Raw genomic sequence first — 22,778 nt, forward strand, 5'->3', positions numbered from 1 at the left:
TGACGCCTGGACGGCGGAGGGCTTCGCGGCGGGGCGGCGGGGGGAGCCCCGCGCTGGGGCAGCAGCGGACGGGACGCGGGAAGGCGCCGGACCAGGCGCGGGCGGGACGGCGGGCGCGGGCTGGGGACTTGACGCCTGGACGGCGGAGGGCTTCGCGGCGGGGCGGCGGGGGGAGCCCCGCGCTGGGGCAGCAGCGGGCGGGACGCGGGAAGGTGCCGGACCAGGCGCGGGCGGGACGGCGGGCGCGGGCGGGCACGGCATCGGACTCAAGCGGGGCGCCGGGAGCGCCGGTGGACGGGGTGCGGCCGGTTGCGGGCAGGATGCCGGAGCGGCGGTGGGCGGGGCGCGGGAGGGGTGCCGGATCAGGCGCGGGCGGGACGGCGGGCGCGGGCTGGGGACTTGACGCCGGGGCGGCGGAGGGGGGAGCCCCGCGCCGGGGGCGGCGGCGGACAGAACGCGGGAAGGTGCCGTATCGGGCGCGGGCGGGACGCCGGACGCGGCGGTGGGCGGGGCGTCTGTGGTGTCGCGGGACGCGTGGGGCGGGGTGTGTCGGAACGCCGCGCGGCCGGGGTCCAAACCTCGTCGCTCCGAAATCCCCCTTTCGGGGCAATCCCCGGGTACCCGGGCGTGCCGTCCGGCACGGGCCCTCATGATCTGCGTCGTGCATGCACCCGAACGGACCCGATCCGCCGTCGCCCCCAGGGCGCTGGCCGTGTTGGCGCTGGCGTGGGCGCTGGCCGGCGCGCCCGCCGGGACGGCCACCGCGGACACCTGCGCCTGGGTTTCGACCGGCCCCGGCGGCACGGAGGCCGTGGCGGTCGCCGGGAGTGGCGGCACCAGCGCGGTGGCCGTCTCCCGGGGCGGTGGCACGGACACCGTGGCCGTCGTCGCCGTCGCCGGAGGTGGTGGCGGAGGCGGGATGACCTGGCCGACGCCGCCGACGTGTCCCCCGCCACCGCCCCCGCCCTGTCCCCCGGAACCGACGCCGACGCCGACGCCGACACCTACACCCACCCCGACCCCGACTCCTACCCCCACTCCCACCCCCACCCCGACTCCCACCCCCACCCCCACTCCCCCGAAGCCCACTCCCACGCCCGCCCCCACCCCGGAGCCGCCCCCACCCCCGCCCCCGGCACCCGCTCCCGCGCCGCCTCCACCGGCGCCCGCCCCTACTCCGACCCCCACCCCGACCCCCATCCGCACACCCACCCCGACCCCGACACCCACCCCCACCCCGACCCCGACCCCCACTCCAACACCCACCCCCTCGCCGACGCAGGTGAACTATCCGCCGTACCGGCCCGCGAACCATCAGCGGATCACCCATGGCGGTACATCGCCCGTCACCTTCGTCCTGCTCATCACCACGCCCGCAGTGATCGCCGTTGCCGCGCTGCGACCGCGCTGATTCTGGAGGCTTGTCTTGCCGGAATGGCTTGTTCTCACTCTCGCGATGCTGGCCGCCTGTTCCGTGGTGGTCATCATCACGCTCATCCGCAATCGCGCCGCCTCCGATGACGAGGACCCCTCCGAGACACCCGACGTCATCGAGTACATGACGATGTGGATCGGTGTCGTCTACGCCATCGTCCTGGGCCTGGCCATCGCGGGGGTCTGGGAGGCGCGCAGCATCGCCCAGGACCATGTCCAGGCCGAGGCGCAGGCGCTGCACGAGATCTCCGAGCGGGTGCGGGTCTATCCGGAGGAGGTACGGAACCGGATCCGGGACGATGTCAACACCTATGTCGGACACGTCGTCAGCACCGAATGGAAGACGATGGCCGACGAGGCAAGGATCACCGAGCGCGGCACCGAGCTGATGGATCGTATCCGCACCGATGTCACCGACTACCGGCCGCAGAACGACTTCGAGGCGCAGGCGTATCAGCCGCTGCTCGACCAGGTGACCGCCGCCGACCAGGCGCGCAACTCCCGGGCCGACTCGCTGGGGGCGACCATGCCCGGGGTGGTGTGGTTCGGGCTGCTGGGCGGGGCGGTGATCACCATCGGCATGGTGCTGGCGCTCCAGATCCGGCGGACCCCTCGGGAACTGGTCGTCGCCGGGCTGTTCTCCGCCCTGATCGCCTTCCTGCTCTTCCTCATCTGGGACTTCGACGCCCCCTACAGCCGGGGGGTCACGGCGTCGGTCGAGCCGTTCCTCAATCTGTTCCCCGGCATCGAGGGCTGACCGGACGGTCACCGCGGGCCGCCCGGCGCGGATCGCCACGCCGGGCCGGTCCCCCGGCCGTACCAGCGGTGTCCCTCCAGCGGCCCACAGTCATGCCCCATTCGCGCGACTGTGATCGCGCGCCTGTGCGGATCTCCCTAGCGTTTCGGTCATCGAGGTGCATTTCTGGCGCCTGCGGAACAGGTCCGCGGCTGCTCCTCGGGGACCCGGAGGATTCACCATGCGCGCGATACGCGTCGGCTCGGCCGCACTGCTGGCGGTCAGCGCCCTCAGCCTCACCGCTCCCGTCGCGCAGGCGCGCGGCGAGGAGGAGACCCGTCTGCGGGTGTCGGTGGCCCCGCAGACCATCGCCGCCGGCGGCCGGGTGACCCTGCGCGCCGAGGGCTGCGAACGCTCGGTCCGGGTCTCGTCGGGCGTCTTCGACGACGTCCACATCGAACGCGACCGGGGCACGGCGGTGGCCACCATCGACCGCGAGGCCAGAAAGGGCGCGGTGTACGAGGTCTCGTTCCACTGCGGGAACTTCCGGGAACGGGCCCAGCTCACCATCGCCGAGGGCCGCGGCTCCTCCTACGACGAGGGCTACGACGAGGGCGGTTACGACAGCGGGTACGACGACTCCTACGGCGACTATCCGCAGCGCGGGGTGCACGCCGGTGAGGGCGGCAGCTTCGGCGGGTTCGACCTCAAGGAGATCGGCCTCGGGTTCGCGCTGATCGCCGGGTCGGTCGGGGTGGCGTACCACCTGTCCCGGCGCCGCTCGGCCGAGCAGGGCGGCTGACCCGGGCCCGCGTCGGGTCGCGTGCGCACAGGGCTTCGCCCCGGATTCCCGTCGAGGGGTCCGGGGCGAAGCCCTGTGTCCGCGCTTGTCCGTGTTTGTCTGTGCTTGTCCGTGCTTGTTCGTGCGTGCGGGTCTCTTCGGGGGGCGGCGGTCGCCGCGTCCGGTCAGTAGCGCTTCTCGGCGCGGCGGCGCATCCAGAACACCCCACCGCCCAGCAGCGCGGCCCCGACCAGGCCGCCGCCGATCGCCATGTCGGTCGGGGTGGCCCCGTTGGTGGTGGCGCCGCCGAGGCCGCCGCGGACCCCGCCGATGACGGTGAAGGCACGCGGCCGGGTCAGGGTGCGGCCGTCGCAGTTGACCCGGATCTCGTAGGTGCCGGGCCGGGCGTCGTGGTGGACGGTGGCATGGGCCCGGGAGGTGTCGTTGGCGCCCCGGACCGGGGTGAGGGTGGTGGTGCGGAAGGCGTTCGAGGACGCGGCGCCGCCGTTGCGGCAGCCGTCGACCGTGATGGTCAGCTGACCGCCTCTGGCGATGACCCCGGGCCTGGCGACGATGTTGCGGGGTCCGCCCTGGCCGCCCCGGTCCCCGAGACCGCCCCGGTCGCCGAGCGACTCGCCCCGGTCGGACAGCACCTCGCCCCGGTCGGAGAGGACGCCCCCGCGGTCCTCCGCCAGGACATCGCCCCGGTCGCCGAGACCGTCGCCACCGCCTTCGCCTCCGATTCCGCCCCCGCCCCCGCCCCCTCCGCCGATCCCGCTGCGGTCCTCCAGTTCGGCTGTGTCCCCTTGGCCCGGGTTCTCCCAGGCGACGGCCGCGGGGGCGGCGAGCCCCACGACGGCGACCGCGGCGACCGAGGCCGCCAGGGTTCTGGCAGTACGCATATGCTCCTCCGCGGAAGGCGCCCCGGGAATCCGTCCCCGGTCTTTGAGCGAGAAAGCACCTCCCAGAAAGACCCTCAGTTGCCGTGCCCGCACGCGCATTTCGGCGATGGTCCGTACCGGTGAGAGAGGGTGTGGCAACACGCCGGGGGAAATCCGCGCAATCGGATATTGCCGCAGGTCACGGACCGTCAGAAAATTCCTGTCCGCCCCGACTCGTATGGCGCACCGGGCGGGAATCGAATGGCGCACCGGGAAAGAGAGGGAGCCACCCGTTCGCATCTGTCCCCGTGCCGGTTCGCGCACCGCCCTTTAGCGTTTCATCATGCGCGACTGACGTGGCGACGGCCGCGTCGAGAGGGGATGGCGAATGTCTGCTTCCGAGCTGACCGAGCTGGCGGAAGAGGAGGAGCGGCGCAAGAAGCGCGCACCCTGGGGCGTGATAGCGCTCGTGCTGCTGACCGGTCTCGCGCTCATCCGCAATGGCTCGGGAGAATTCGACGTGGGCCCGCCGCAGCCCGCGTCCGCCGCCGCCAACAGCCAGGCCCCGACGCCCGGCACCACCTTCGGGACGGGGGTGTCGCCACTGCCGTACGCGATTCCGGACCGGGTGCGGATCCCGGGGATCCAGGTGGACGCGCCGATGATGCCGGTGGGGCTGGACGCGGCCGGCTGGGTCGACGCGCCGCCGCCGGAGGACCCCAACCTCGCCGGCTGGTTCACCGGCGCGGTCTCGCCCGGCGAGAAGGGCACCGCGGTGGTCGTCGGCCATGTCGACAACAGCCGCGGCCCGGCCGTTTTCTACGGCCTCGGGGCACTGAAACAGGGAAATCATGTCGAGGTGACCCGCAAGGACGGAAAGAGCGCGGTGTTCGAGATCTACGGCATCGAGGTCTTCGAGAAGAACAATTTCCCCGGCGACCGGGTCTACGCCTCCAAGGGAACCGCCGAACTCCGGGTCATCACCTGCGGCGGCGGCTTTTCCCAGCAGAACGGCTACGACGGGAATGTCGTCGTCTTCGCCCGCCTGGTCGAGGTCCGCTGAGGGACCCCGGCCGGGCGCGGAGGTCGGCGGCGGAGGTCGGCGGCGGGGGTCAGGCGGGGCGGCGGCGGGGCACGGTGAGGTAGTAGCCCGCGTCGAGGAGCTGGGGCAGATAGTCGCGCAGGGCGCTCACACTCTGCGAGCGGTCACCGCCTGCGTCGTGGGAGAGCACCACGACACCCGGTCCGGCGCCCTCGTGGACCCGGTCGACGATGGTGCGGGTGCCGGGGCTGGTCCAGTCGAGGGTGTCGACCGTCCAGGCCAGCGGCTCCATCCCGAACTCCGCGCCGAGCTGGAACGCGGCCCGGTTCCAGGCTCCGTAGGGGGCGCGGAACCAGCGCGGCCACTCCCCGACCGCCTTCTCCACCACCTCGCAGGTGCTCTCCATCTCGCTGCGGATGGCGGCCCGGCCGAGCCGGGTCAGCAGCGGATGCGACCAGGTGTGATTGCCGATGACATGACCGGCGTCCGCCATCCGCTCCAGCAGGTCCCGGTGTTCGAGGGCCATCTCCCCGCACACGAAGAACATCGCGGGCACGTCGTAGGCGGCGAGGGTGTCGAGGATGTCGGGGGTGTAGCGGGGGTCGGGGCCGTCGTCGAAGGTCAGCACCATGGTGCGGCCGATGTCGTCCATGCTCAGCAGCGGTTCGGTACGGACCGGGAGGCGGGCGGGGGCGGTGCGCGGGGCGGCGGGGCCGGTGATCGGCTGGAGGCGGTAGGCGGACGGCTTCTGCGGGGCTCGGGCGGGGGCACCGGCGGCGCCGGTCGCCTCCGGCGCGGAGGAGGCGGGTTTCGGGCCGGGGCGCAGGGAGAACAAGCCCGCGGTGCCGGCTGCGCCGAGCGCGGCGAGGCCGCCGAGCAGGGCGCGGCGCCGGGTGAGGAAATGGTCCTTCGTCTCCTTCGTCATAGGTCATGGGTCGCCCAGGAGGGGGGTGGGGCCGCGCAGCGACACCGGGGTGGGGGTGGATTTGCACTCGGGCGGCGGAGCAGGGGGGTGGGTGCGGCGCCGTCGTGGTCGATCGCGCCGGTCCCAGCACCCCTGAAAGCCTTGTCCCGAGCGATGGCTGGAGAGCCCCCTCGGGTCTCAACGACTGCGGACGAAGGGGAACAGGAGGGTTTCCCGGATCGGTAGGCCCGTCAGGAGCATGATCAGGCGGTCCACTCCGATACCCAGGCCGCCCGTCGGGGGCATGGCGTATTCGAGGGCGGTCAGGAAGTCCTCGTCGAGTTCCATCGCCTCCGGGTCGCCGCCCGCCGCCCGGAGGGACTGGGCGGTGAGGCGGCGGCGCTGTTCGAGCGGGTCGGTGAGTTCGGAGTAGGCGGTGGCGAGTTCGGTGCCGAAGGCGACCAGGTCCCAGCGTTCGGCCAGCCTCGGGTCGGTGCGGTGCTGCCGGGTGAGCGGGGAGACGTCGGTCGGGAAGTCCTTGTAGAAGGTGGGCAGCCGGGTGGGGGCCTCGACCAGCCGCTCGTACATCTCCAGGACGATGTCCCCACGGCCGGCGTCGGGGGTGTACGGGATGTGCGCGCGGTCGCAGAGGCGGCGCAGGGCGGGCAGGGCGGTGTCCGGGGTGATCTCCTCCCCCAGGGCGTCCGAGAGGGCGCCGTGGACCGTTCTGACCGGCCAGGGGCCGGAGATGTCGTGCTCCTCGCCGTCCCGGTGGACGACGGGGCGGCCGAAGGCGGCGGTGGCGGCGCTCTGCACGAGGTGCCGGGTGAGGTCGAGCATCACGTCGTAGTCGGCGTACGCCTGGTACGCCTCCAGCAGGGTGAACTCGGGGTTGTGCCGGGGGGAGACGCCCTCGTTGCGGAAGACGCGGCCCAGTTCGAAGACCTTCTCCAGGCCGCCGACGCAGAGCCGTTTCAGATACAGCTCGGGGGCGATGCGCAAGGGGAGGTCGAGGTCGTAGGCGTTGATGTGGGTGGTGAAGGGGCGGGCGTTCGCGCCGCCGTGGGTCCGCTGGAGGATCGGGGTCTCAACCTCCAGGAAGCCCCGGTCCAGCAGGCCCTGGCGCAGCGCCTGGACGGCGGTGGAGCGGGCCCGGACCACCGCGCGGGCGCCGGGGCTCACCGCCAGGTCGAGCGCGCGCATCCGGACCCTGGTCTCCGGGTCGGTCAGGCCCCGGCGTTTGTCGGGCAGGGGGCGCAGGCACTTGGCGGTGAGCTGCCAGGAGGTGACGAAGAGGGTGGGTTCGCCGTGGTCGCTGTGTCCGGCGTGGCCGGTGGCGGTGATCTGGTCGCCGGGGTCGGTGTCCGTGCGGAAGGCGGTGAGGGCGGGGCCGGAGCCGTCCCGGGTGAGGGCGAGCTGGCCGTCGCCGGAGCCGTCGCGCAGGGTGACGAAGAGGATGCCGCCGAAGTCGCGGACGCACAGGATCCGGCCGGCGACGGTGGCCTCGCCGTGGGCGGGGAGCGCGGTGAGGGCGTGGGTGCGGGGCGGGACGCCGACGGGGTAGGGGTCGGTGCCTTCGGCGCGCAGCCGCTCCAGGGTGCGGCGGCGCAGCCGCGTCTGCTCGGGGAGCCCGGCGAGGGGGTCGGCGGGGGCGGGGGGCGGCGGTGGGGTGGCCGTGACGGCGGGTCGCCCGGGGTCGCGGGACCGGCCCCTGCCCCGGAGTCGGCGCAGGGACGGTACGGGGACGAAGCCCTCGGCGATGCCGGAGGCCAGGCCGATCCGGGCGAGCGAGACGGCCTCGCCCCAGCAGAGGAAGCGCGGGTACCACGTGGGGTGGTACTTGGCGTTGGAGCGGTACAGGGCCTCCAGCTGCCACCAGCGCGAGAAGAACAGCAGCAGTCGGCGCCAGAGTCTGAGGACCGGTCCGGCGCCGATCCGGGCGCCCTCCTCGAACACCGACCGGAACACGGCGAAGTTGAGCGAGATCCGCCGCACCCCCAGCCCGGGGGCGGCGGCGCACAGCTCGGCCACCATGAACTCCATGACCCCGTTGGGCGCGGAGCGGTCCCGGCGCATCAGGTCCAGGGAGACCCCGTCCGGGCCCCAGGGCACGAAGGACAGCAGCGCCAGCGGCTCGCCGTCCGCGCCGAGCGCCTCCACCAGGAGGCAGTCGCCGTCGGCCGGGTCGCCGAGCCGGTCCAGGGCCATCGAGAAGCCCCGTTCGGTCTCGGTGTCCCGCCAGGTGTCCGCCCTGGCGACGACCCCGCGCATCTCCTCGCCGGTGAGGGCGGCGTGCCGGCGGATGCGGCTGGTGGCGCCGGTACGGCGGACCCGGTGCACGGCCTGCCGGGTGACCCGCATGTCCCGGCCGTCCAGATCGAACGCGGCCACCTGGAGGACCGCCTCGTCACCGAGTTGGAGGGCGCCGAGCCCGGCGCGGGCGAACGCCCTGGCCCCGTCCTCGGAGGCGCCCATCACGGCGGGCGCCCAGGCGTGGCGGCGGGCGAGGTCCAGCCAGGCGGCGATGGCGTGCGGCCATGCCTCGCGGTCGCCGACCGGGTCCCCGCCTGCCAGGCAGACGCCGGTCTCGACCCGGTAGGTGACGGCCGCCTTGCCGCTGGGCGAGAAGACGACGGCCTTGTCGCGGCGGGTGGCGAAGTAGCCGAGGGAGTCCTGGCCGCCGTGGGCCGCGAGCAGGGCGCGGATACGGTCCTCCTCGTCGCCGTGCAGGGCGGCTTCCAGGCGCTGGGAGCGGAACAGGGCGGCGGCGGCGTTCAGCAGGGCGAGCGCGCCGAAGAGGCCGAGCAGGAAGGCGAGCTGACGGGGCGGACGGCCGTCGAAGTCGTTGCCGGTGACGAGGCCGCCGCAGACCCGGTCGGCGGCCCAGGCCAGCCGCCCGCTCTCCGGCAGGTTCCCCGGGAACAGCTCCACCAGCCCCCAGCCGACCAGGATCGCCGCCACGAGCCCCCCGGCCAGCACGGCGAGCGCCCGCCACACCGCGCCGCGCCGGGAGTCGGCGTAGAAGGCGTCGCGGGCCACGATCAGCAGGATCAGGGCGAGAGCGCAGACGATCAGCGAGGCCAGGGAGTCGGCGTACAGGCCGAGCGCCACGCCGAGGGCGTCGACCAGGACCAGCAGACCGAGGTAGACGACGACCAGCCACCAGGCGACCCGTTTGCGGGCGGCGGTGGCGGCGGCCAGCAGAAAGAGGAAGACGGCGTACGCGAGGTTGGCGCTGACGGGGACGATGACGGCGTCCAGGACATGGACGAGCGGGCGCAGCGCGACGCGCAGCGGCGGGATCAGCGCGAGCAGGGCGCAGAGCAGACCGAGTGCGCCGAAGAACGCGGCGAAGCCCTCCGGGACCCTGCCGAGGCCGCGGCCCCGGCCTGCGTCGCGGTCCCGGTCCGGTGCGGTCCGGGGCCGGGCCGGATCGTCCTGGGTGGCGCTCATGCCTCGACTGTAGGAAGGGCGGGCCCGCGTCGCCCGTCGGCGGACCGGTGGCCGATGCCGTACGGGAGGCGGCCGGAGCGGGGCGTTCCGATAGCCTCGGGGCGTGACGGAACGGGAATCCAGACGGTTCGAGGGGTCCGATCGGTTCGAGCGGGGCACCGACGGCCCGAAGGTCATCGTCGTCGGCGTGGACGGCTCCGACTCCTCGCTGCGGGCCGCCGCGTACGCCGCCGGGCTCGCGCGCCGGCAAGGTGCGCTGCTGGCCGTGGTGTACGTCCAGCCGATGATCGCGGCGGGCGCGGCGCTGGGGGCGCCGGTCGCCGACACCACCGGGGAGATCGCGGAGGAACTGGTCGCCCAGATCCGGGACGCGACCGAGCGGACGCGCGGGATATTCGATGTGCGCTGGGAGTTCCACACGTTCCGCGGGGACGCGTACAGCGGGCTGGTGAGGGCGGCGGACGAGCTGACGGCGGACGCGGTGGTGGTGGGGGCGTCGGAGCGGGCGGGGCACCGGATCGTGGGGTCGGTGGCGGTCCGTCTGGTGAAGGCGGGGCGGTGGCCGGTGACGGTGGTTCCCTGACGCGGGGGCTACTCCCCCATCACCAGCCCGTCCTGCTCCGCCCCCCTGCTGAGGACCACCTCCCGGATGCCGTCCCGGACGGAGACGAATTCGGCGCCCTGCTCCAGGGCGCGGTTGAGGTTGAGGACGCGGCCCGCGTCGATGTCGTACAGCTGGGGGATGTACTCGGCCTTGGTCACCTGCCAGCGGGTTCCTTCGCGGGTGGGCGGGGCGAAGGTGAAGCGGCCCAGGGTGGACTGGTTGCCGCGGGGGTCGAAGGCGCCGTCCGGGTCGAACATCTGGCCCGCGATCTGGTCGCCCATCCCATAGATCACCCAGGTGCCGTTGACCTTCTGGTACGCCTGGGGGACATGGGCGTGGGTGCCGAGGATGAGGTCGATGTCGGGGCGGCTGCCGGTGCGGGAGGCGGTGAGCCGGTCGGCGAGCCGGAGTTGCTCCTCGTCCGGGTCGTCCTGCCACTCGGTGCCCCAGTGCATGGAGACCACCACCACATCGGCACCGGCGCGGCGGGCGGCGCGGGCGTCGGCGACGATCCGCCGCTCGTCGGTGAGGGAGACCGCCCAGGGCTGGTCCGGGGGCAGCGGGATGCCGTTGGTGCCGTAGGTGTAGGCGAGGTGGGCGACCTTGGCCGTGCCCGCCGCGTAGAGGGTGGCGGTGGCGGACTCGGCCGCGGTGCGGGCGGTGCCGGAGTGGCGCAGCCCGGCCCGGTCCATGGCGTCCAGGGTGCGGGCGATACCGGCGGCGCCGTCGTCCAGGCTGTGGTTGGAGGCGGTGGAGCAGCCGTCGTAGCCGGTGCGGGCGAGGCCGGCGGCGACCTCGGGCGGGGATTTGAAGCTGGGGTAGCCGGTGTAGACGCCGTCCTCGCCGTAGACGGTCTCCATATGGCACAGGGCCAGATCGGCGCGCTCGACGACCGGTCGGACCCCGGCGAGCATCGGGGCGAAGTCGTGGCCGCCGTCGGCCGCGTCGTAGCGGGCCCGTGCGATGACCGACTCGTGGGGGAGGACGTCACCGGAGGCGACGAGGGTGAAGCCGCGGGGGGCGGCGGAGGGCGCCGGCTGTCCCGACCGGTCGCCGGGATCCCGCTGCTGGGCCTGGCAGGCGGCTCCGGCGGCGAGGACGACCGTCAGGGCGAGGGCCACCTGTCGGCTGCGTGCGATCATCTCTGGTCACCTCTCGGGTGCCTCAGGCCGCCTCAGCGGAGTCCTATTTTCATATGAATAGGTACGAAAGCAGCCGCCTTCCCAAACGGTCCCGGCCGGTCCGTTAACCGTTCGTCGTACCGTTCGCCGACGCGTTCGACCGTCCGCCGCAGGACCGTGCGCCTCCTCTGGGCGGATCCGGACCGCTGCGATGCCATACGCGCATGACGGCCGCAACCACCCTGATGACCGGGACACACGGGACGACGACCGCCGAGCACGAACTCGCCGAGGTGCAGCGCGAGCACGGCCGGTCCCTCTTCGCACTGCTGCTCAGGCTCTGCGACGGCGACCGGCAGCGGGCCGAGGACCTCGTCCAGGAGACCCTGGTCCGCGCCTGGCAGCACCCCGAGGCACTGCGCACCGACGCCTTCGACTCCGTACGGCCCTGGCTGCTGACGGTGGGTCGGCGGCTCGCCATCGACGCCCGGCGGGCCCGGCAGGCCCGGCCGCCCGAGGTCGGTGACGCGATCCTGGAGAACGCCCGGGTGAGCGCCGACCACGCCGAGCGGTCGGCCGCGGCGGTCGATGTGCGCGAGGCTGTGAAGACACTCACGCCGGAGCACCGGGAAGTCCTGGTGCTGGTGTATTTCCAAGGGGCGAGTGTGGCGGAGGCCGCCCAGGCGCTGGGCATCCCGCCCGGTACCGTGAAGTCGCGCGCCTACTACGCGCTGCGGGCTCTGCGCAGGGTGCTTCCGGGATATGCGACTGACCTGCGCTGAAACCGGCCGCTGGGTCAAGCCTTCGTAAAGTGCCTTGCTGAGTACCCCGGTTGAGTAATCGTCTGTCCTTGTCCGTGTTCCGGATCGGGGGGCCGACCGCCCGACCCGGGCCCGGCGATTCGTGGGCGACGCGCACGCACGGAGGAAGGCGGGAAGGGATGCGGCACAGAGGGCATCAGAGCACGGACGGTACCGACGGCGGAGAACTCACCGTCCCCATGGCCTGGTTGTACGCCGAGTACATCGCCGACGAGCTGCTGCGGACCGGCGATCTCATGCCGCCGACCTCGTTCGAGTTCCGGGCCGGGCGGGACGCGCTCGCGCTCACCGTCTTCCTGTCGGACACCGACGGCGAACTCTCCGGCATCCGGGTGGTCACCCAGTTGGAGACCTGGCTGTCGCTGACCGCCTACGACCAGCCGTGGCAGGACTGGGTGCGGGAGCGGATGGACCAGGTGACCGCCGAGACGGCCGACTCGGGGCGGCACTCACCCGATCTGGACCTGGCCGAGGCCGCCTGGCGCTGGCTCCAGGAGACCGAACTCCTCGCCCCCGACCTCAACGCCGTGCCCGGCGGGGCGGCGCCGGTGGGCGAGGACGAGGGGCCCAAGGTGTGGACACCGGCGTGGCGGCTGGGGCTGCCGCTGGGGCATCTGGCGATCCATCTGTTCTGAGCTATTTGTGCTGAGCCATCGCTGCTGAGCCATCTGCTCTGAGACATCTGTGCTGAGCCATCGGTGCTGAGCCTTCTGTTGTGATCCGGCGGTTCCGGGTCCGGCTGGTCCTGGGAGGTGCCACCCATCCGCCCGCCCCGCCGCTCCGAATCCCGGGGTTGGGGTCGGCGATTCTCCGGTGGCTTGAGTGATTCGGCGGTGCGGTGCGTACCGGTGGGCGAGCACGGAGTGACCCCGCACGGAGTGATCCCGCAGGAGTGACCCCACCCGCACCCCAACGGCACGAGGATTCGCATGAGGTCCCTGGAACGGCATCGTGACGTCGCCGCCTACGCGCTCGGCGTGCTGAACGAGGCGGATGCCTTCCGCTTCGAGGACCACCTCATGGAATGCCCCCTGTGCACCGCCCGGGTGACGGAGTTCGGGCCGGTCTCCCGGCAGCTGATGCTCTACCGACGGGCCACCCCGCGCACCGTCCACCCCCTGGCCGGACCCGGCCCCCGGCTGCTGGACCGGCTGCTCGCCGAGGTCGCCGTACGGCGCCGGGCCGGACGCCGCCGGATGCTGTACGCGGTGGCCGCGTCGGTGGTGTTCGCGGTGGCCGGTCCCGCGCTGGCGGTACTGGCGGGCGGCGGTGAGCAGAAAGTGCGGGTCGAGGCGACGGACCCGCGCTCCGGGGTCTGGGCGCAGGTCACCGCCGGGAACGAGATGTGGGGCAGCGAGGTGGAGCTGAAGGTCAAGGACGCGGCGGGCCCCCGCCCCTGCCGGCTGGTCGCCGTCAGCCGGGACGGCACCGAGGAGACCGTCACCAACTGGACCACCCCCCGCCGCGACGCCCGCCCGAACACCATGCGCGGCGGCGCGGCCCTGCACCCCGACGAGATCCTGCGCTACGAGGTGCGCTCGGCGGACGGCGAGACCCTGGTGACCCTGCCCGGCCGCTGAGCCGGGCGCCCGCTACTTCAGCAGCCGGGACATCCTGCGGTCGGCGAGCGGCTTGCCGCCGGTCTGGCAGGTGGGGCAGTACTGGAGCGAGGAGTCGCTGAAGGAGACCTCGCGGATGGTGTCCCCGCACACCGGACAGGGCTGCCCGGTCCGGCCGTGGACGCGCAGCCCGCTCTTCTTCTCGGCCTTGAGCCGCCCGGCCGCCAGTCCCCGGGAGCGCTCGACCGCCTCGGTGAGGGTCTCGCGCAGGGCGGAGTGGAGCCGGGTGGTCTCCTCCGGGGTGAGGGACGCGGCCAGCTTGAACGGGGACATCTTCGCCGCGTGAAGGATCTCGTCGCTGTACGCGTTGCCGACCCCGGCGATCAGGCTCTGGTCGCGCAGGGCGCCCTTGAGCTGCCGTCGCTCGCCGGCCAGCAGCGCGGCGAGGGCGGCCTCGTCGAAGTCGTCGGCCAGCGGGTCGGGGCCGAGCCGGGCGATGCCGGGGACCTCCCGCGGATCCTGGACGACGTACACCGCGAGCCGCTTCTGGGTTCCGGCCTCGGTGAGGTCGAAGCCCTCGCCGGTCTCCAGGGCGACCCGCAGGGCGAGGGGACCCTTGCCGGGCTTGGGCGGGCCGTCGGGCAGCCGGTCCCGCCAGTGCAGCCAGCCCGCGCGGGCCAGATGGGTGACGAGGCGGGGCCCGCCGCCGGTCTCCAGGTCGAGGAACTTGCCGTGCCGCCGCACCGCCACGACCTCCCGGCCCTCCAGCGCGGAGAGCGGCGGGTCGTAGGTCTTCAGCACGCTGATGGCGACCGGCAGGACCCGGACGATCTCATGGCCGACCAGGTGGTCGGTCAGAAAGTCCTTGAGGGCCTCTACCTCGGGAAGCTCGGGCATACGTTCCAGAGTGCCACTGGTGTCCCACCGGCACCGGGTGGGTGGGGCTGCGCGAGGTGCCACCGGTGCCGGGCCCGCGCCGCCCCGGTCAGTGGCTCAGTACCTCAATGACTCACTGCCTCACTGCCTCAGCGGGACCCCGAACTCGCACCACACGCACTTCCCGCCGCCCCGCGCCTCCACCCCCCACACGTCCGCCATCAGGTCGACCAGCATCAGACCGCGCCCGGAGACCCCGGACGTCCCGGCCTCGCGGCGCCGGGGCAGTGCGCTGGAGGTGTCCTCGACCTCGACGCGCAGTCGGCGTTCGGCGCCGCCCAGCACCCGCAGGGTGACGATCGCGGCGCCCTCGGTGTGCATCAGGGCGTTGGTGATCAGCTCGTCGGCGACCAGTTCGACATCGTCGGCCCGGTCCACCGCGCCCCACGCCCGCACCGCCGCCCGGATCAGATGGCGGGCCTCGGCCAGCGCCTCCGGGTCGCCCGGGGCCACATGCTGCTGGAGCCGTCCGCCGGACTGCGGGGCGTCCAGACCCCGGCGGCGCAGCACCAGCAGCGCCACATCGTCGTCGCCGCCGCGCTCGTCGGCCTCGTCGATCAGCAGGTCGGCGAGTGCGCGCACATCCTGCGGGCCACCGGCGATGAGGGCGGTGAGGGTCTGCATCCCGTCGTCGAGGTCGGTGCCGGGCTGTTCGACCAGGCCGTCGGTGCACAGCAGCAGGGTGTGCCCGGGGTCCAGCTCTATGGTGCCCACCGGGTACTCCAGCCGCCCGAACTCCGCCGACAGCCCGAGCGGCAGCCCGCCCTCGACGGGGACGCGGCGGCAACTGCCGTCGGTGGTACGGACCAGGGGGTCGATGTGCCCGGCGCGGACCACCTGCACCACCCCGGTGGCGAGATCTGCCTCGGCGTAGAGACAGGTCGCGAAGCGGTCGGTGTCCAGTTCGTGGAGGAAGACGGAGGCGCGGGCCATCACGGTGGCCGGGTTGTGGCCCTCGGCGGCGTAGGCGCGCAGCACGATCCGCAGCTGGCCCATGACGGCGGCGGCATGGGTGTCATGGCCCTGGACATCGCCGATGGCCGCGCCGACCCGGCCGCCCGGCAGCGGGATCAGGTCGTACCAGTCGCCGCCGATGTCACGGCCCTTGGCTCCGCCGATGGCGGCGGCCCGGTAGCGGACGGCGACATCGGCGCCGGGCACGCTGGGGATGGTGCGCGGCAGCATGGCCTGCTGGAGGCCCTCGGCGATGTCCTTCTCCTGTTCGTAGAACATCGCCCGCTGGAGGCTCTGGGCGATGCTGCTGCCGAGGGCGACCAGGATGTCCCGCTCCTCGTCGGTGAAGCCCTGCCGGTCGCTGTAGAGCAGGCCCATGGCGCCGATCGGGCGGGCCTGGACGATCAGCGGGAGATAGGCGGCGGCGGTGATGTCGAGGCCGGTGATGTGCGGCCAGAGGATCGGATAGCCCTGGGCGAACTCGTCCGGCGACTCGATGAAGCGGGGGCTGAGGGTGCGCACCACCTCGCTCATGGGGTACGGCTCGTCTATCCGGGTGACCCGGGTGCCGGGCACGAAGCTGCCCTCGGGGCCCTCGGCGATCAGCCGGATGCGTCCGGCTTCCACCAGGCCCATCACCAGGCTGGTCGCGCCCAGATGGGTGACGCCATGGGTGTCCTTGAGGACATCGATGACGTCCTGCACGGTCCGGGCGTGGGCGAGGGCGGCCGTGGTCACCTGGACGACATTGCCCTGACGGGGGCGGAGCTCGTCCTGCGCGGCGGTGGCCCGGCCGTCGCGGGCGGCCAGCTCGCGCAGTTCCTCGGTGGCGTCCCGGACGATGCCGACGATCCGGTTGGGGCGCCCGCCGTTGCCGTCCCGCCGGATGTAGCCCTGGGTGTGGGTCCAGCGCAGGGTGCCGTCGCGGCGGCGGACGCGGAAGTAGGCGCCGTAGTTCTCGCTGCCGTCCTTGATGGCATGGGCCACCAGGGCGTCCAGGCGCAGGCCCTCGCTCTGCGGGACGCGGTCCCCGAGGGACTCGGGGTCGCCGTCGAACTCGCCGGGCCGGATGTCGAAGATCTCGTGCGCCCGCGCGTCCATGTGGAAGAGCCCGGCGTCGAGATCCCAGTCGAAACTGCCCATGCGGTTGAGCGCCAGGATCGGTTCCGGGTGGGCGGGCCAGTCGTCCGGGAGTGACAGGGCGCTCGCTCCCCGATCAACCATGCGCCTACCTTGTCAGGATTTGACCGATTCTTCGACTTGTCTGGACAGCGGGTCGCTCCGCGGGTCGGTTCCGGTTCGCTGTGCGGGTGAGCCTCGGGTCAGCCGCAGGTCACTCGTCGACCAGCCCGTCGGGGTCGTCCGGGACGAGTCCGCCACCGTCCCGGAGGTCGGGGAGTTCGGGGACGCGGTCGGGGCCGATCTCGTCGTCGAGGGGTGCCTCGCTCAGCCCATCCGGCTCACTCAGCCCATCCGGCTCACTCGCCTCACCGACCCCATTCGACTCACCCGAGTCACCCGACTCCTCCGACTCCTCTGGGGCCGCCGCCTCCCTCCGCTCCACCACGCACTCCGGCGCCTCCCGACCCGGAGGCTCCGGGTCCGCCGCGTCCGCATTGGTCGCCCCGTAACCGGCGACCATCAGGGCCGCCAGGGTCACCGACAGGGCACCGGCGAGCCGGGCCCCGCCCTTCGGTATGCCATCGTCGTCACGCACCGTGCTCTCCCGACTCCCGAGGGTCGATTCCTCCCCATTGTCTGCTTCACCCGCTCGGGTCACGCAAATGGAAGAACCTGAGAGAACGCCGGAGAACCCGGCGAACCCGGCCCTGCCGGACGGCAGAATGCGGGCGGCGGGAGACCCTCAGCAGACCGGGACAGGAGGCGCGCACGGCCGTGGACTGGTTCACCGCATCCGGGTACGAGCTGAGCCGGCTGGTCTTCCAGCGGGCGCTGGCCGCCGTGTACCTCGTGGCCTTTCTGACGGCGGCGCTCCAGTTCCGGGCGCTGATCGGGCGGCGGGGCATGCTGCCGGTCCCCCGGTATGTCGCCCGGGTCCCGTTCCGGCGGGCGCCCAGCGTCTTCCAGCTCCACTACTCCGACCGGTTCTTCGCGCTCTGGGCATGGTCCGGGGCGGCGGTGTCGGTGGCGCTGCTCGCCGGGGCGGACTCCCTCGTACCGCTGTGGGCGGGGCTGCTGCTGTGGCTGCTGCCCTGGCTGATGTACCTGTCGATCGTGAACGTCGGCCAGACCTGGTACGCGTTCGGCTGGGAGTCGCTGCTGCTGGAGGTCGGCTTCCTCGCGGTGTTCCTCGGCAATGACGAGGTGGGGCCGCCGGTCGTGGTGCTGTTCCTGCTGCGCTGGATCCTGTTCCGGGTGGAGTTCGGCGCCGGGCTGATCAAGCTGCGCGGGGACCGCTGCTGGCGGAATCTGACCTGTCTCTACCACCATCACGAGACCCAGCCGATGCCGGGCCCGCTGAGCTGGTTCTTCCACCGGCTGCCGAAGCCGCTGCACCGGGTGGAGGCGGCGGCGAACCATGTCACCCAACTGGTCGTCCCGGTGCTGCTCTTCACCCCGCAGCCGGTCGCCTCGGCCGCCGCCGCGCTGATGATCCTCACCCAGCTGTGGCTGGTGCTCTCCGGGAACTTCTCGTGGCTGAACTGGATCACCATCGTGCTGGCCCTCTCCGCGATCCGCTTCCCGTCCTCCGAGACCACCGGTACCGCCACCGCTTCGGCCCCGCTCTGGTACACCGTCCTGGTGCTCGCCGTGTCCGCGCTGCTGCTGGCGCTGAGCTATCGGCCGGTGGCCAACATGGTCTCCCGCCGCCAGGTCATGAACCGCTCCTTCGACCCGCTCCACCTGGTCAACACCTACGGCGCCTTCGGCAGCGTCAGCCGGGTGCGGCACGAGGTGGTGATCGAGGGCACCGCCGACCCCGGGCCGCCGGGCCCGGACACGGACTGGCGGGAGTACGAGTTCCGGGGCAAGCCCGGCGATCCCCGGCGCTGGCCGCGCCAGTTCGCCCCCTACCATCTCCGGCTGGACTGGCTGATGTGGTTCGCGGCGCTGTCGCCGGGCTATGCCGACGACTGGTTCGGGGCGCTGGTGGAACGGCTGCTGGCGGACGACCGGGACACCCTGCGGCTGCTGCGCCGCTCCCCGTTCCCGCCCGGCGCCCCGCCCCGCTTCATCCGCGCCCGCCTCTACCGCTACCGCTTCACCACCTGGCGGGAGCTGCGGGAGACGGGCGCCTGCTGGGAGCGGACGTATGTCCGGGAGTATCTGCCGCCGACCCGGCTGGGGTAGGCGGACCGGAGGTCAGGCGCGTCAGAGGCCGTACACCCGTGTCGCCGTGCCCGTGAAGAGGGCGTCCCGCTCCCCCGGGCTCAGGGCCGCCGTCAGTTCCCGGGCCGCCGACACCACCCGGCCGTAGGAGGCGGCCAGGGTGCACACCGGCCAGTCCGAGCCGAACATCAGCCGGTCCGGGCCGAACGCCTCCAGCACGGTGTCCGTGTAGGGGCGCAGGTCGGCCACCGTCCAGGACGCGAGGTCGGCCTCGGTGACCAGACCGGAGACCTTGCAGACGGTGTGCGGCAGCGCGGCCAGCGCGCGGATCCCGGTCGCCCAGGGTTCCAGTTCCCCGGCGGCGACGGGGGGTTTGCCGAGATGGTCGAGGACGAAGGTGAGGCCGGGGTGCGCGGCGGCGGCCCGGACGGCGGCGGGGAACTGGTGCGGGACGACCAGCAGGTCGTAGACCAGCCCGGCGTCCGCGACGGCGGCCAGGCCCCGGTGGACGTCGGGGCGCAGCAGCCACTCGGGGTCGGGTTCGCCCTGGACCTGGTGGCGGATGCCCTTGAGGCGGTCGCCGCCGGGCAGGGCACGCAGCCCGGCGAGGGCGTCGGCGGCACCGGGCGCGGTGAGGTCGGTCCAGCCGACGACCCCGGCGATCAGTTCGTGTCCGTCGGCCAGGGCGAGGAACTCGGGGGTCTCGTCGGCGACGGTGACCGTCTGGACCAGCACCGTGCGGTCGACCCCGGCGGCGCGGGCCTCGGGGGCGAGATCGTCGGCGGTGAAGTTCCGGCGCAGCGGCGCCAGCGCGGGCCCGGTGATCCAGTCCTGGTCGCGGACGGTCAGATCCCAGACGTGGTGGTGGGCGTCGACGGTCATGGCAGCTCCCACACGACGGGCAGTCCGGCGTCCGCGCCGGTGGCGGAGTAGTCGTGGACGACGTCGAGGAGTTCGGCCATCCGGGCCTGCCAGGCCGCGTTGAGCGGAAGGCATGCCGGCTCGGCGAGGAGCCGGGCGTAGTCCTCGCACTCCAGGAGGTGGAAGAGGTCGACCCCGCTGCGGCAGATGGTCCAGGAGGTGGCCCCGGCGGCGCGGATCGCGGCCGTCAGTTCCTCGGGGACCTCGCGGTGGGCGGCCTCGTACCGCTCGACGTGGTCCGGGCGGATCCGGGTGTGCAGGGCGATCCTCATACCGGGACCCCCTGGACGCCGTCGTCGGCGAGTTCCCGCCAGAAGGCGGCCGGGACGGGGGTGCGGAACTGCCGGGCGCAGTCGTCGGCCTCGGCGGCGGAGCGGGCACCGACCAGGACGCCGGTGACGGCGGGGTGGGCGGCGCAGAAGGCGAGGGCGGCGGCGCGCAGGGTGATGCCGTGGCGTTCGGCGGTCGCCTTGAGGCGCAGGGCGCGATCGAGGAGGCCGGGGGGTGCGGTGGCGTAGTCGTAGGTGCTGCCGGGGCGGGGGTCGGCGAGGAGACCGGAGTTGAAGGCGCCGCCGATGACGACCGCGACGCCGCGTTCCCGGGCGGCGGGGAGGAGGTCGGTCAGGGCGCTCTGGTCGAGCAGGGTGTAGCGCCCGGCGCAGAGCACCACGTCGATGTCGGTGTCCCGGACGAAGCGGGTGAGCAGGGCGGACTGGTTCATCCCGGCGCCGATCGCGCCGACGACGCCCTCGGAGCGGAGTCTCTCCAGCGCCGGGTAGCCCTCGCGGAACGCCTGCTCGGCGTGGTCGTCGGCGTCATGGAGGTAGACGGTGTCGACGCGGTCGAGGCCGAGGCGTTCGAGGCTGGCGTCCAGGGTGCGGCGGATCCCGTCGGCGGTGAAGTCCCAGACGCGGCGGTGGGTGGCGGGGACGGCGAAGCCGTGGGCGAGGTCGTCGCCGGTGCCGTCGGCCGGTTCCAGGCGCCGGCCCACCTTGGTGGAGACGGTGAACTCGGTGCGGGGACGGCCGCGCAGGGCGGCACCCAGGCGGCGTTCGGCGAGGCCGAGGCCGTAGTGCGGGGCGGTGTCGAAGGCGCGGACGCCCCGGTGCCAGGCGGTGGTCACGGTGGCGTGCGCCTGCTGGTCGGTGACCTCGGTGAAGAGGTTGCCGAGGGGGGCGGTGCCGAGGGCCAGGGCGGCGGTCACCGGGTGGCCGCCGGGCGGAGCCGGAGTCCCTGCATGCCTCCGTCGACGGCGAGGGCGGTGCCGGTGGTGGCGCCGGACAGGGGGCTGGCGAGATAGGCGATGGCCCCGGCGACCTCGGCGGCCGTCACCAGTCGGCCGGTGGGCTGGCGGGCCTGAAGGGCGGTGCGTTCGGCGGCGGGGTCGTCGGCGGAGTCCAGCAGACGGCCGACCCACGGGGTGTCCACGGTGCCGGGGTTGACGCAGTTGACCCGCACGCCCTCGCGGACATGGTCGGCGGCCATGGCGAGGGTGAGGGAGTACACCGCGCCCTTGGTGGCGCTGTAGAGGGCGCGCTGGGGCAGCCCGGCGGTGGCGGCGATGGAGCAGGTGTGGACGATCGCCGCGTGCGCGGAGTTCCGCAGATGCGGGAGGCAGGCGCGGGCGGCGCGGACCATGCCGAGGACATTGACGTCCATGACCCGGTGCCACTCGGCGTCGTCGTTGTCCTCGACGGTGCCCTGGGCGCCGATGCCCGCGTTGCTGACCAGGATGTCCAGCCCGCCGAGGTCGGCGACGGCCGCCGCGACCGCCGTCCGCACGGAGGTGTCGTCGGTGACATCGGCGCGGTGGCCGATGAGGGGTTCCCTGACGGACGACGGGTCCAGGTCGAGGACGGCGACGCGGGCGCCGCGGGCCGCCATCAGTTCGGCGGTGGCCCGGCCGATGCCGGAGGCCCCGCCGGTCACCAGGGCCCTGAGGCCCTCGAAGTCGTTCATGCCGCCCGTCCCTTCCCGCTGCTCCCGGTGGTGAGGTCGGCGGCCCAGAAGGTGCCGCCGGGGTAGGTGTAGCGCTCGATGGACCCGGGCCGCATCTCGGCCGAGAACCCGGGCGCGGTGGGTGCCCGGTAGTGACCCTCGCCGATCACCACCGGGTCGCGGAAGTGCTCGTGCAGATGGTCGACGTACTCGATGACCCGGTCCTCGGTGGTGCCGGAGAGGGCGAGGTAGTCGAACATCGAGAGGTGCTGGACTAGTTCGCACAGGCCGACGCCGCCCGCGTGCGGGCAGACCGGGATGCCGAAGCGGGCGGCGAGCAGCAGGATGGCGAGGTTCTCGTTGACCCCGCCGACCCGGGCGGCGTCCAGTTGGAGGACGTCGATGGCCCCGGCCTGGAGGAGCTGCTTGAAGACGATGCGGTTCTGGACGTGTTCGCCGGTGGCGACCTTGACGGGGGCGACGGCCGCGCGGATCGCGGCGTGGCCGAGGACGTCGTCGGGGCTGGTGGGTTCCTCGATCCAGTACGGGTCGAACGGGGTGAGCGCCTCGGTCCAGCGGATCGCCTCGGCGACGTCCCAGCGCTGGTTGGCGTCGATGGCCAGCCGGATGTCGGGGCCGATCACCGAGCGGGCGACCCGGCAGCGCCGGATGTCGTCGGCGAGATCGGCGCCGACCTTCAGTTTGATCTGCCGGTACCCGTCGGCGACGGCCTCGGCGGCGAGCCGGGTGAGTTTGGCGTCGTCGTAGCCGAGCCAGCCGGGGGACGTGGTGTAGGCGGGGTAGCCGTGCTCCAGGAGCCGGGCGCGGCGCTCCCCGATGCCCTCGCGGCCCCGGCGCAGCAGGTCGAGGGCGTCCTCGGGGGTGAGGGCGTCGGAGAGGTAGCGGAAGTCGATCTGCCGGACCAGCCACTCGGGTTCGGCGTCGGCGAGGAGCTGCCAGAGGGGTTTGGCGGCGCGTTTGGCGGCGAGGTCCCAGACGGCGTTGACGACCGCGCCGATCGCCATGTGCATCACGCCCTTCTCGGGCCCCAGCCAGCGCAGTTGGCTGTCCCCGACGAGGTCCCGGAACAGCGATCCGGGGTCCGCGCACAGCTCGTCCACGGACCGTCCGACGACATGGTGGCGCAGGGCGTGGATCGCGGCGACCTGGACGTCGTTGCCCCGTCCGATGGTGAAGCAGAAGCCATGCCCTTCCGGCTCCTCGTCGCCGTCGGTGCGCAGCACGACATACGCGGCCGAGTAGTCGGGGTCCGGGTTCATCGCGTCGGAGCCGTCCAGCTCGCGCGAGGTGGGAAACCGGATGTCGTGGGTGTCGACCGCGGTGATGCGGGCGGGCGTCGGGCTCACGGAGGGCCTTTCGGACGGCGATGGGGGCGGCGAGG

Annotated in this window: 21 protein-coding genes; 9 read left to right on the plus strand and 12 right to left on the minus strand. The window is 73.2% G+C overall.

Annotation, left to right across the window (positions count from 1 at the left end; genetic code table 11):
- Positions 1-1,282: 1,282 nt before the first annotated feature.
- The 3 genes from ABZX40_RS10630 (at position 1,283) to ABZX40_RS10640 (ending at position 2,972) form a co-directional block, all read left to right on the plus strand.
- Positions 1,283-1,411 (plus strand): hypothetical protein, encoded by a 129-nt coding sequence (locus ABZX40_RS10630; RefSeq protein ID WP_355746813.1) that lies wholly within the window; start codon positions 1,283-1,285, stop codon positions 1,409-1,411.
- Between the two features lie 15 nt (positions 1,412-1,426).
- Positions 1,427-2,191, plus strand: a complete 765-nt coding sequence (locus tag ABZX40_RS10635; RefSeq protein WP_355746816.1) for a hypothetical protein — start codon at positions 1,427-1,429, stop codon at positions 2,189-2,191.
- Positions 2,192-2,411: 220 nt separating this feature from the next.
- Positions 2,412-2,972, plus strand: coding sequence for a hypothetical protein (locus ABZX40_RS10640; protein ID WP_355746818.1), 561 nt, complete (start codon positions 2,412-2,414; stop codon positions 2,970-2,972).
- A 164-nt stretch (positions 2,973-3,136) separates the two neighbouring features.
- Here the strand turns inward: ABZX40_RS10640 and ABZX40_RS10645 are convergent, their stop codons facing one another.
- A complete protein-coding gene (locus ABZX40_RS10645; protein ID WP_355747026.1) occupies positions 3,137-3,604 on the minus strand; it encodes a hypothetical protein in 468 nt (155 codons plus the stop codon).
- A 616-nt stretch (positions 3,605-4,220) separates the two neighbouring features.
- Between ABZX40_RS10645 and ABZX40_RS10650 the strand changes: the two genes are divergently transcribed.
- Positions 4,221-4,895 (plus strand): class F sortase, encoded by a 675-nt coding sequence (locus tag ABZX40_RS10650; RefSeq protein WP_355746821.1) that lies wholly within the window; start codon positions 4,221-4,223, stop codon positions 4,893-4,895.
- A 49-nt stretch (positions 4,896-4,944) separates the two neighbouring features.
- On the opposite strand, the gene ABZX40_RS10655 is transcribed toward ABZX40_RS10650, so the two are convergent.
- Positions 4,945-5,799 carry a polysaccharide deacetylase family protein gene (locus ABZX40_RS10655; protein WP_355746823.1) on the minus strand — a complete coding sequence of 285 codons (855 nt, stop codon included), beginning with the start codon at positions 5,797-5,799 and terminating at the stop codon, positions 4,945-4,947.
- 177 nt (positions 5,800-5,976) lie between these two features.
- Positions 5,977-9,231 carry a bifunctional lysylphosphatidylglycerol synthetase/lysine--tRNA ligase LysX gene (gene lysX, locus ABZX40_RS10660; protein ID WP_355746826.1) on the minus strand — a complete coding sequence of 1,085 codons (3,255 nt, stop codon included), beginning with the start codon at positions 9,229-9,231 and terminating at the stop codon, positions 5,977-5,979.
- A gap of 103 nt (positions 9,232-9,334) precedes the next feature.
- Here lysX and ABZX40_RS10665 point away from each other — a divergent pair, with 103 nt between their 5' ends.
- Positions 9,335-9,814 (plus strand): universal stress protein, encoded by a 480-nt coding sequence (locus tag ABZX40_RS10665; protein WP_355746828.1) that lies wholly within the window; start codon positions 9,335-9,337, stop codon positions 9,812-9,814.
- Between the two features lie 8 nt (positions 9,815-9,822).
- Here the strand turns inward: ABZX40_RS10665 and ABZX40_RS10670 are convergent, their stop codons facing one another.
- Entirely contained in the window at positions 9,823-10,977 is a 1,155-nt protein-coding gene (locus ABZX40_RS10670; protein ID WP_355746831.1) for a CapA family protein, read from the minus strand.
- Between the two features lie 203 nt (positions 10,978-11,180).
- Here ABZX40_RS10670 and ABZX40_RS10675 point away from each other — a divergent pair, with 203 nt between their 5' ends.
- From ABZX40_RS10675 to ABZX40_RS10685, 3 genes are all read left to right on the plus strand, one after another.
- The gene (locus ABZX40_RS10675) at positions 11,181-11,738 is read left to right on the plus strand and encodes a sigma-70 family RNA polymerase sigma factor (RefSeq protein WP_355746834.1); all 558 of its coding nucleotides are present in this window, start codon (positions 11,181-11,183) and stop codon (positions 11,736-11,738) included.
- A gap of 158 nt (positions 11,739-11,896) precedes the next feature.
- A complete protein-coding gene (locus tag ABZX40_RS10680) occupies positions 11,897-12,412 on the plus strand; it encodes a hypothetical protein (protein WP_355746837.1) in 516 nt (171 codons plus the stop codon).
- Between the two features lie 294 nt (positions 12,413-12,706).
- Complete coding sequence (locus ABZX40_RS10685; RefSeq protein WP_355746840.1) at positions 12,707-13,357, plus strand: zf-HC2 domain-containing protein; 651 nt, start codon at positions 12,707-12,709, stop codon at positions 13,355-13,357.
- Positions 13,358-13,369: 12 nt separating this feature from the next.
- On the opposite strand, the gene ABZX40_RS10690 is transcribed toward ABZX40_RS10685, so the two are convergent.
- The 3 genes from ABZX40_RS10690 to ABZX40_RS10700 form a co-directional block, all read right to left on the minus strand.
- Positions 13,370-14,233 (minus strand): DNA-formamidopyrimidine glycosylase family protein, encoded by an 864-nt coding sequence (locus ABZX40_RS10690; RefSeq protein ID WP_355746843.1) that lies wholly within the window; start codon positions 14,231-14,233, stop codon positions 13,370-13,372.
- Between the two features lie 120 nt (positions 14,234-14,353).
- Positions 14,354-16,450: a SpoIIE family protein phosphatase gene (locus ABZX40_RS10695; RefSeq protein ID WP_355746846.1), complete on the minus strand. Its 2,097-nt coding sequence runs from the start codon at positions 16,448-16,450 to the stop codon at positions 14,354-14,356.
- A 109-nt stretch (positions 16,451-16,559) separates the two neighbouring features.
- Positions 16,560-16,943, minus strand: a complete 384-nt coding sequence (locus ABZX40_RS10700; protein ID WP_355746849.1) for a hypothetical protein — start codon at positions 16,941-16,943, stop codon at positions 16,560-16,562.
- 179 nt (positions 16,944-17,122) lie between these two features.
- Here ABZX40_RS10700 and ABZX40_RS10705 point away from each other — a divergent pair, with 179 nt between their 5' ends.
- Positions 17,123-18,538: a lipase maturation factor family protein gene (locus ABZX40_RS10705; protein ID WP_355746852.1), complete on the plus strand. Its 1,416-nt coding sequence runs from the start codon at positions 17,123-17,125 to the stop codon at positions 18,536-18,538.
- 21 nt (positions 18,539-18,559) lie between these two features.
- Here the strand turns inward: ABZX40_RS10705 and ABZX40_RS10710 are convergent, their stop codons facing one another.
- Genes ABZX40_RS10710 through ABZX40_RS10730 form a run of 5 tightly spaced genes read right to left on the minus strand, consistent with a single transcriptional unit; the run spans position 18,560 to position 22,743 of the window.
- Entirely contained in the window at positions 18,560-19,399 is an 840-nt protein-coding gene (locus ABZX40_RS10710; protein ID WP_355746855.1) for an amidohydrolase family protein, read from the minus strand.
- The gene (locus ABZX40_RS10715) at positions 19,396-19,710 is read right to left on the minus strand and encodes an L-rhamnose mutarotase (RefSeq protein WP_355746858.1); all 315 of its coding nucleotides are present in this window, start codon (positions 19,708-19,710) and stop codon (positions 19,396-19,398) included. Before ABZX40_RS10715 ends, ABZX40_RS10710 begins: the two co-directional genes overlap by 4 nt.
- Positions 19,707-20,642, minus strand: a complete 936-nt coding sequence (locus ABZX40_RS10720; RefSeq protein ID WP_355746860.1) for an aldo/keto reductase — start codon at positions 20,640-20,642, stop codon at positions 19,707-19,709. Before ABZX40_RS10720 ends, ABZX40_RS10715 begins: the two co-directional genes overlap by 4 nt.
- Complete coding sequence (locus ABZX40_RS10725) at positions 20,639-21,397, minus strand: SDR family oxidoreductase (RefSeq protein ID WP_355746862.1); 759 nt, start codon at positions 21,395-21,397, stop codon at positions 20,639-20,641. The genes ABZX40_RS10720 and ABZX40_RS10725 overlap by 4 nt, the downstream gene beginning before the upstream one ends.
- The gene (locus tag ABZX40_RS10730; RefSeq protein ID WP_355746864.1) at positions 21,394-22,743 is read right to left on the minus strand and encodes an L-fuconate dehydratase; all 1,350 of its coding nucleotides are present in this window, start codon (positions 22,741-22,743) and stop codon (positions 21,394-21,396) included. Before ABZX40_RS10730 ends, ABZX40_RS10725 begins: the two co-directional genes overlap by 4 nt.
- Between the last annotated feature and the right edge of the window lie 35 nt (positions 22,744-22,778).

Origin of the sequence: Streptomyces sp. NPDC004610 (genome assembly GCF_040609715.1) — a bacterium.
Taxonomy (GTDB): domain Bacteria; phylum Actinomycetota; class Actinomycetes; order Streptomycetales; family Streptomycetaceae; genus Streptomyces.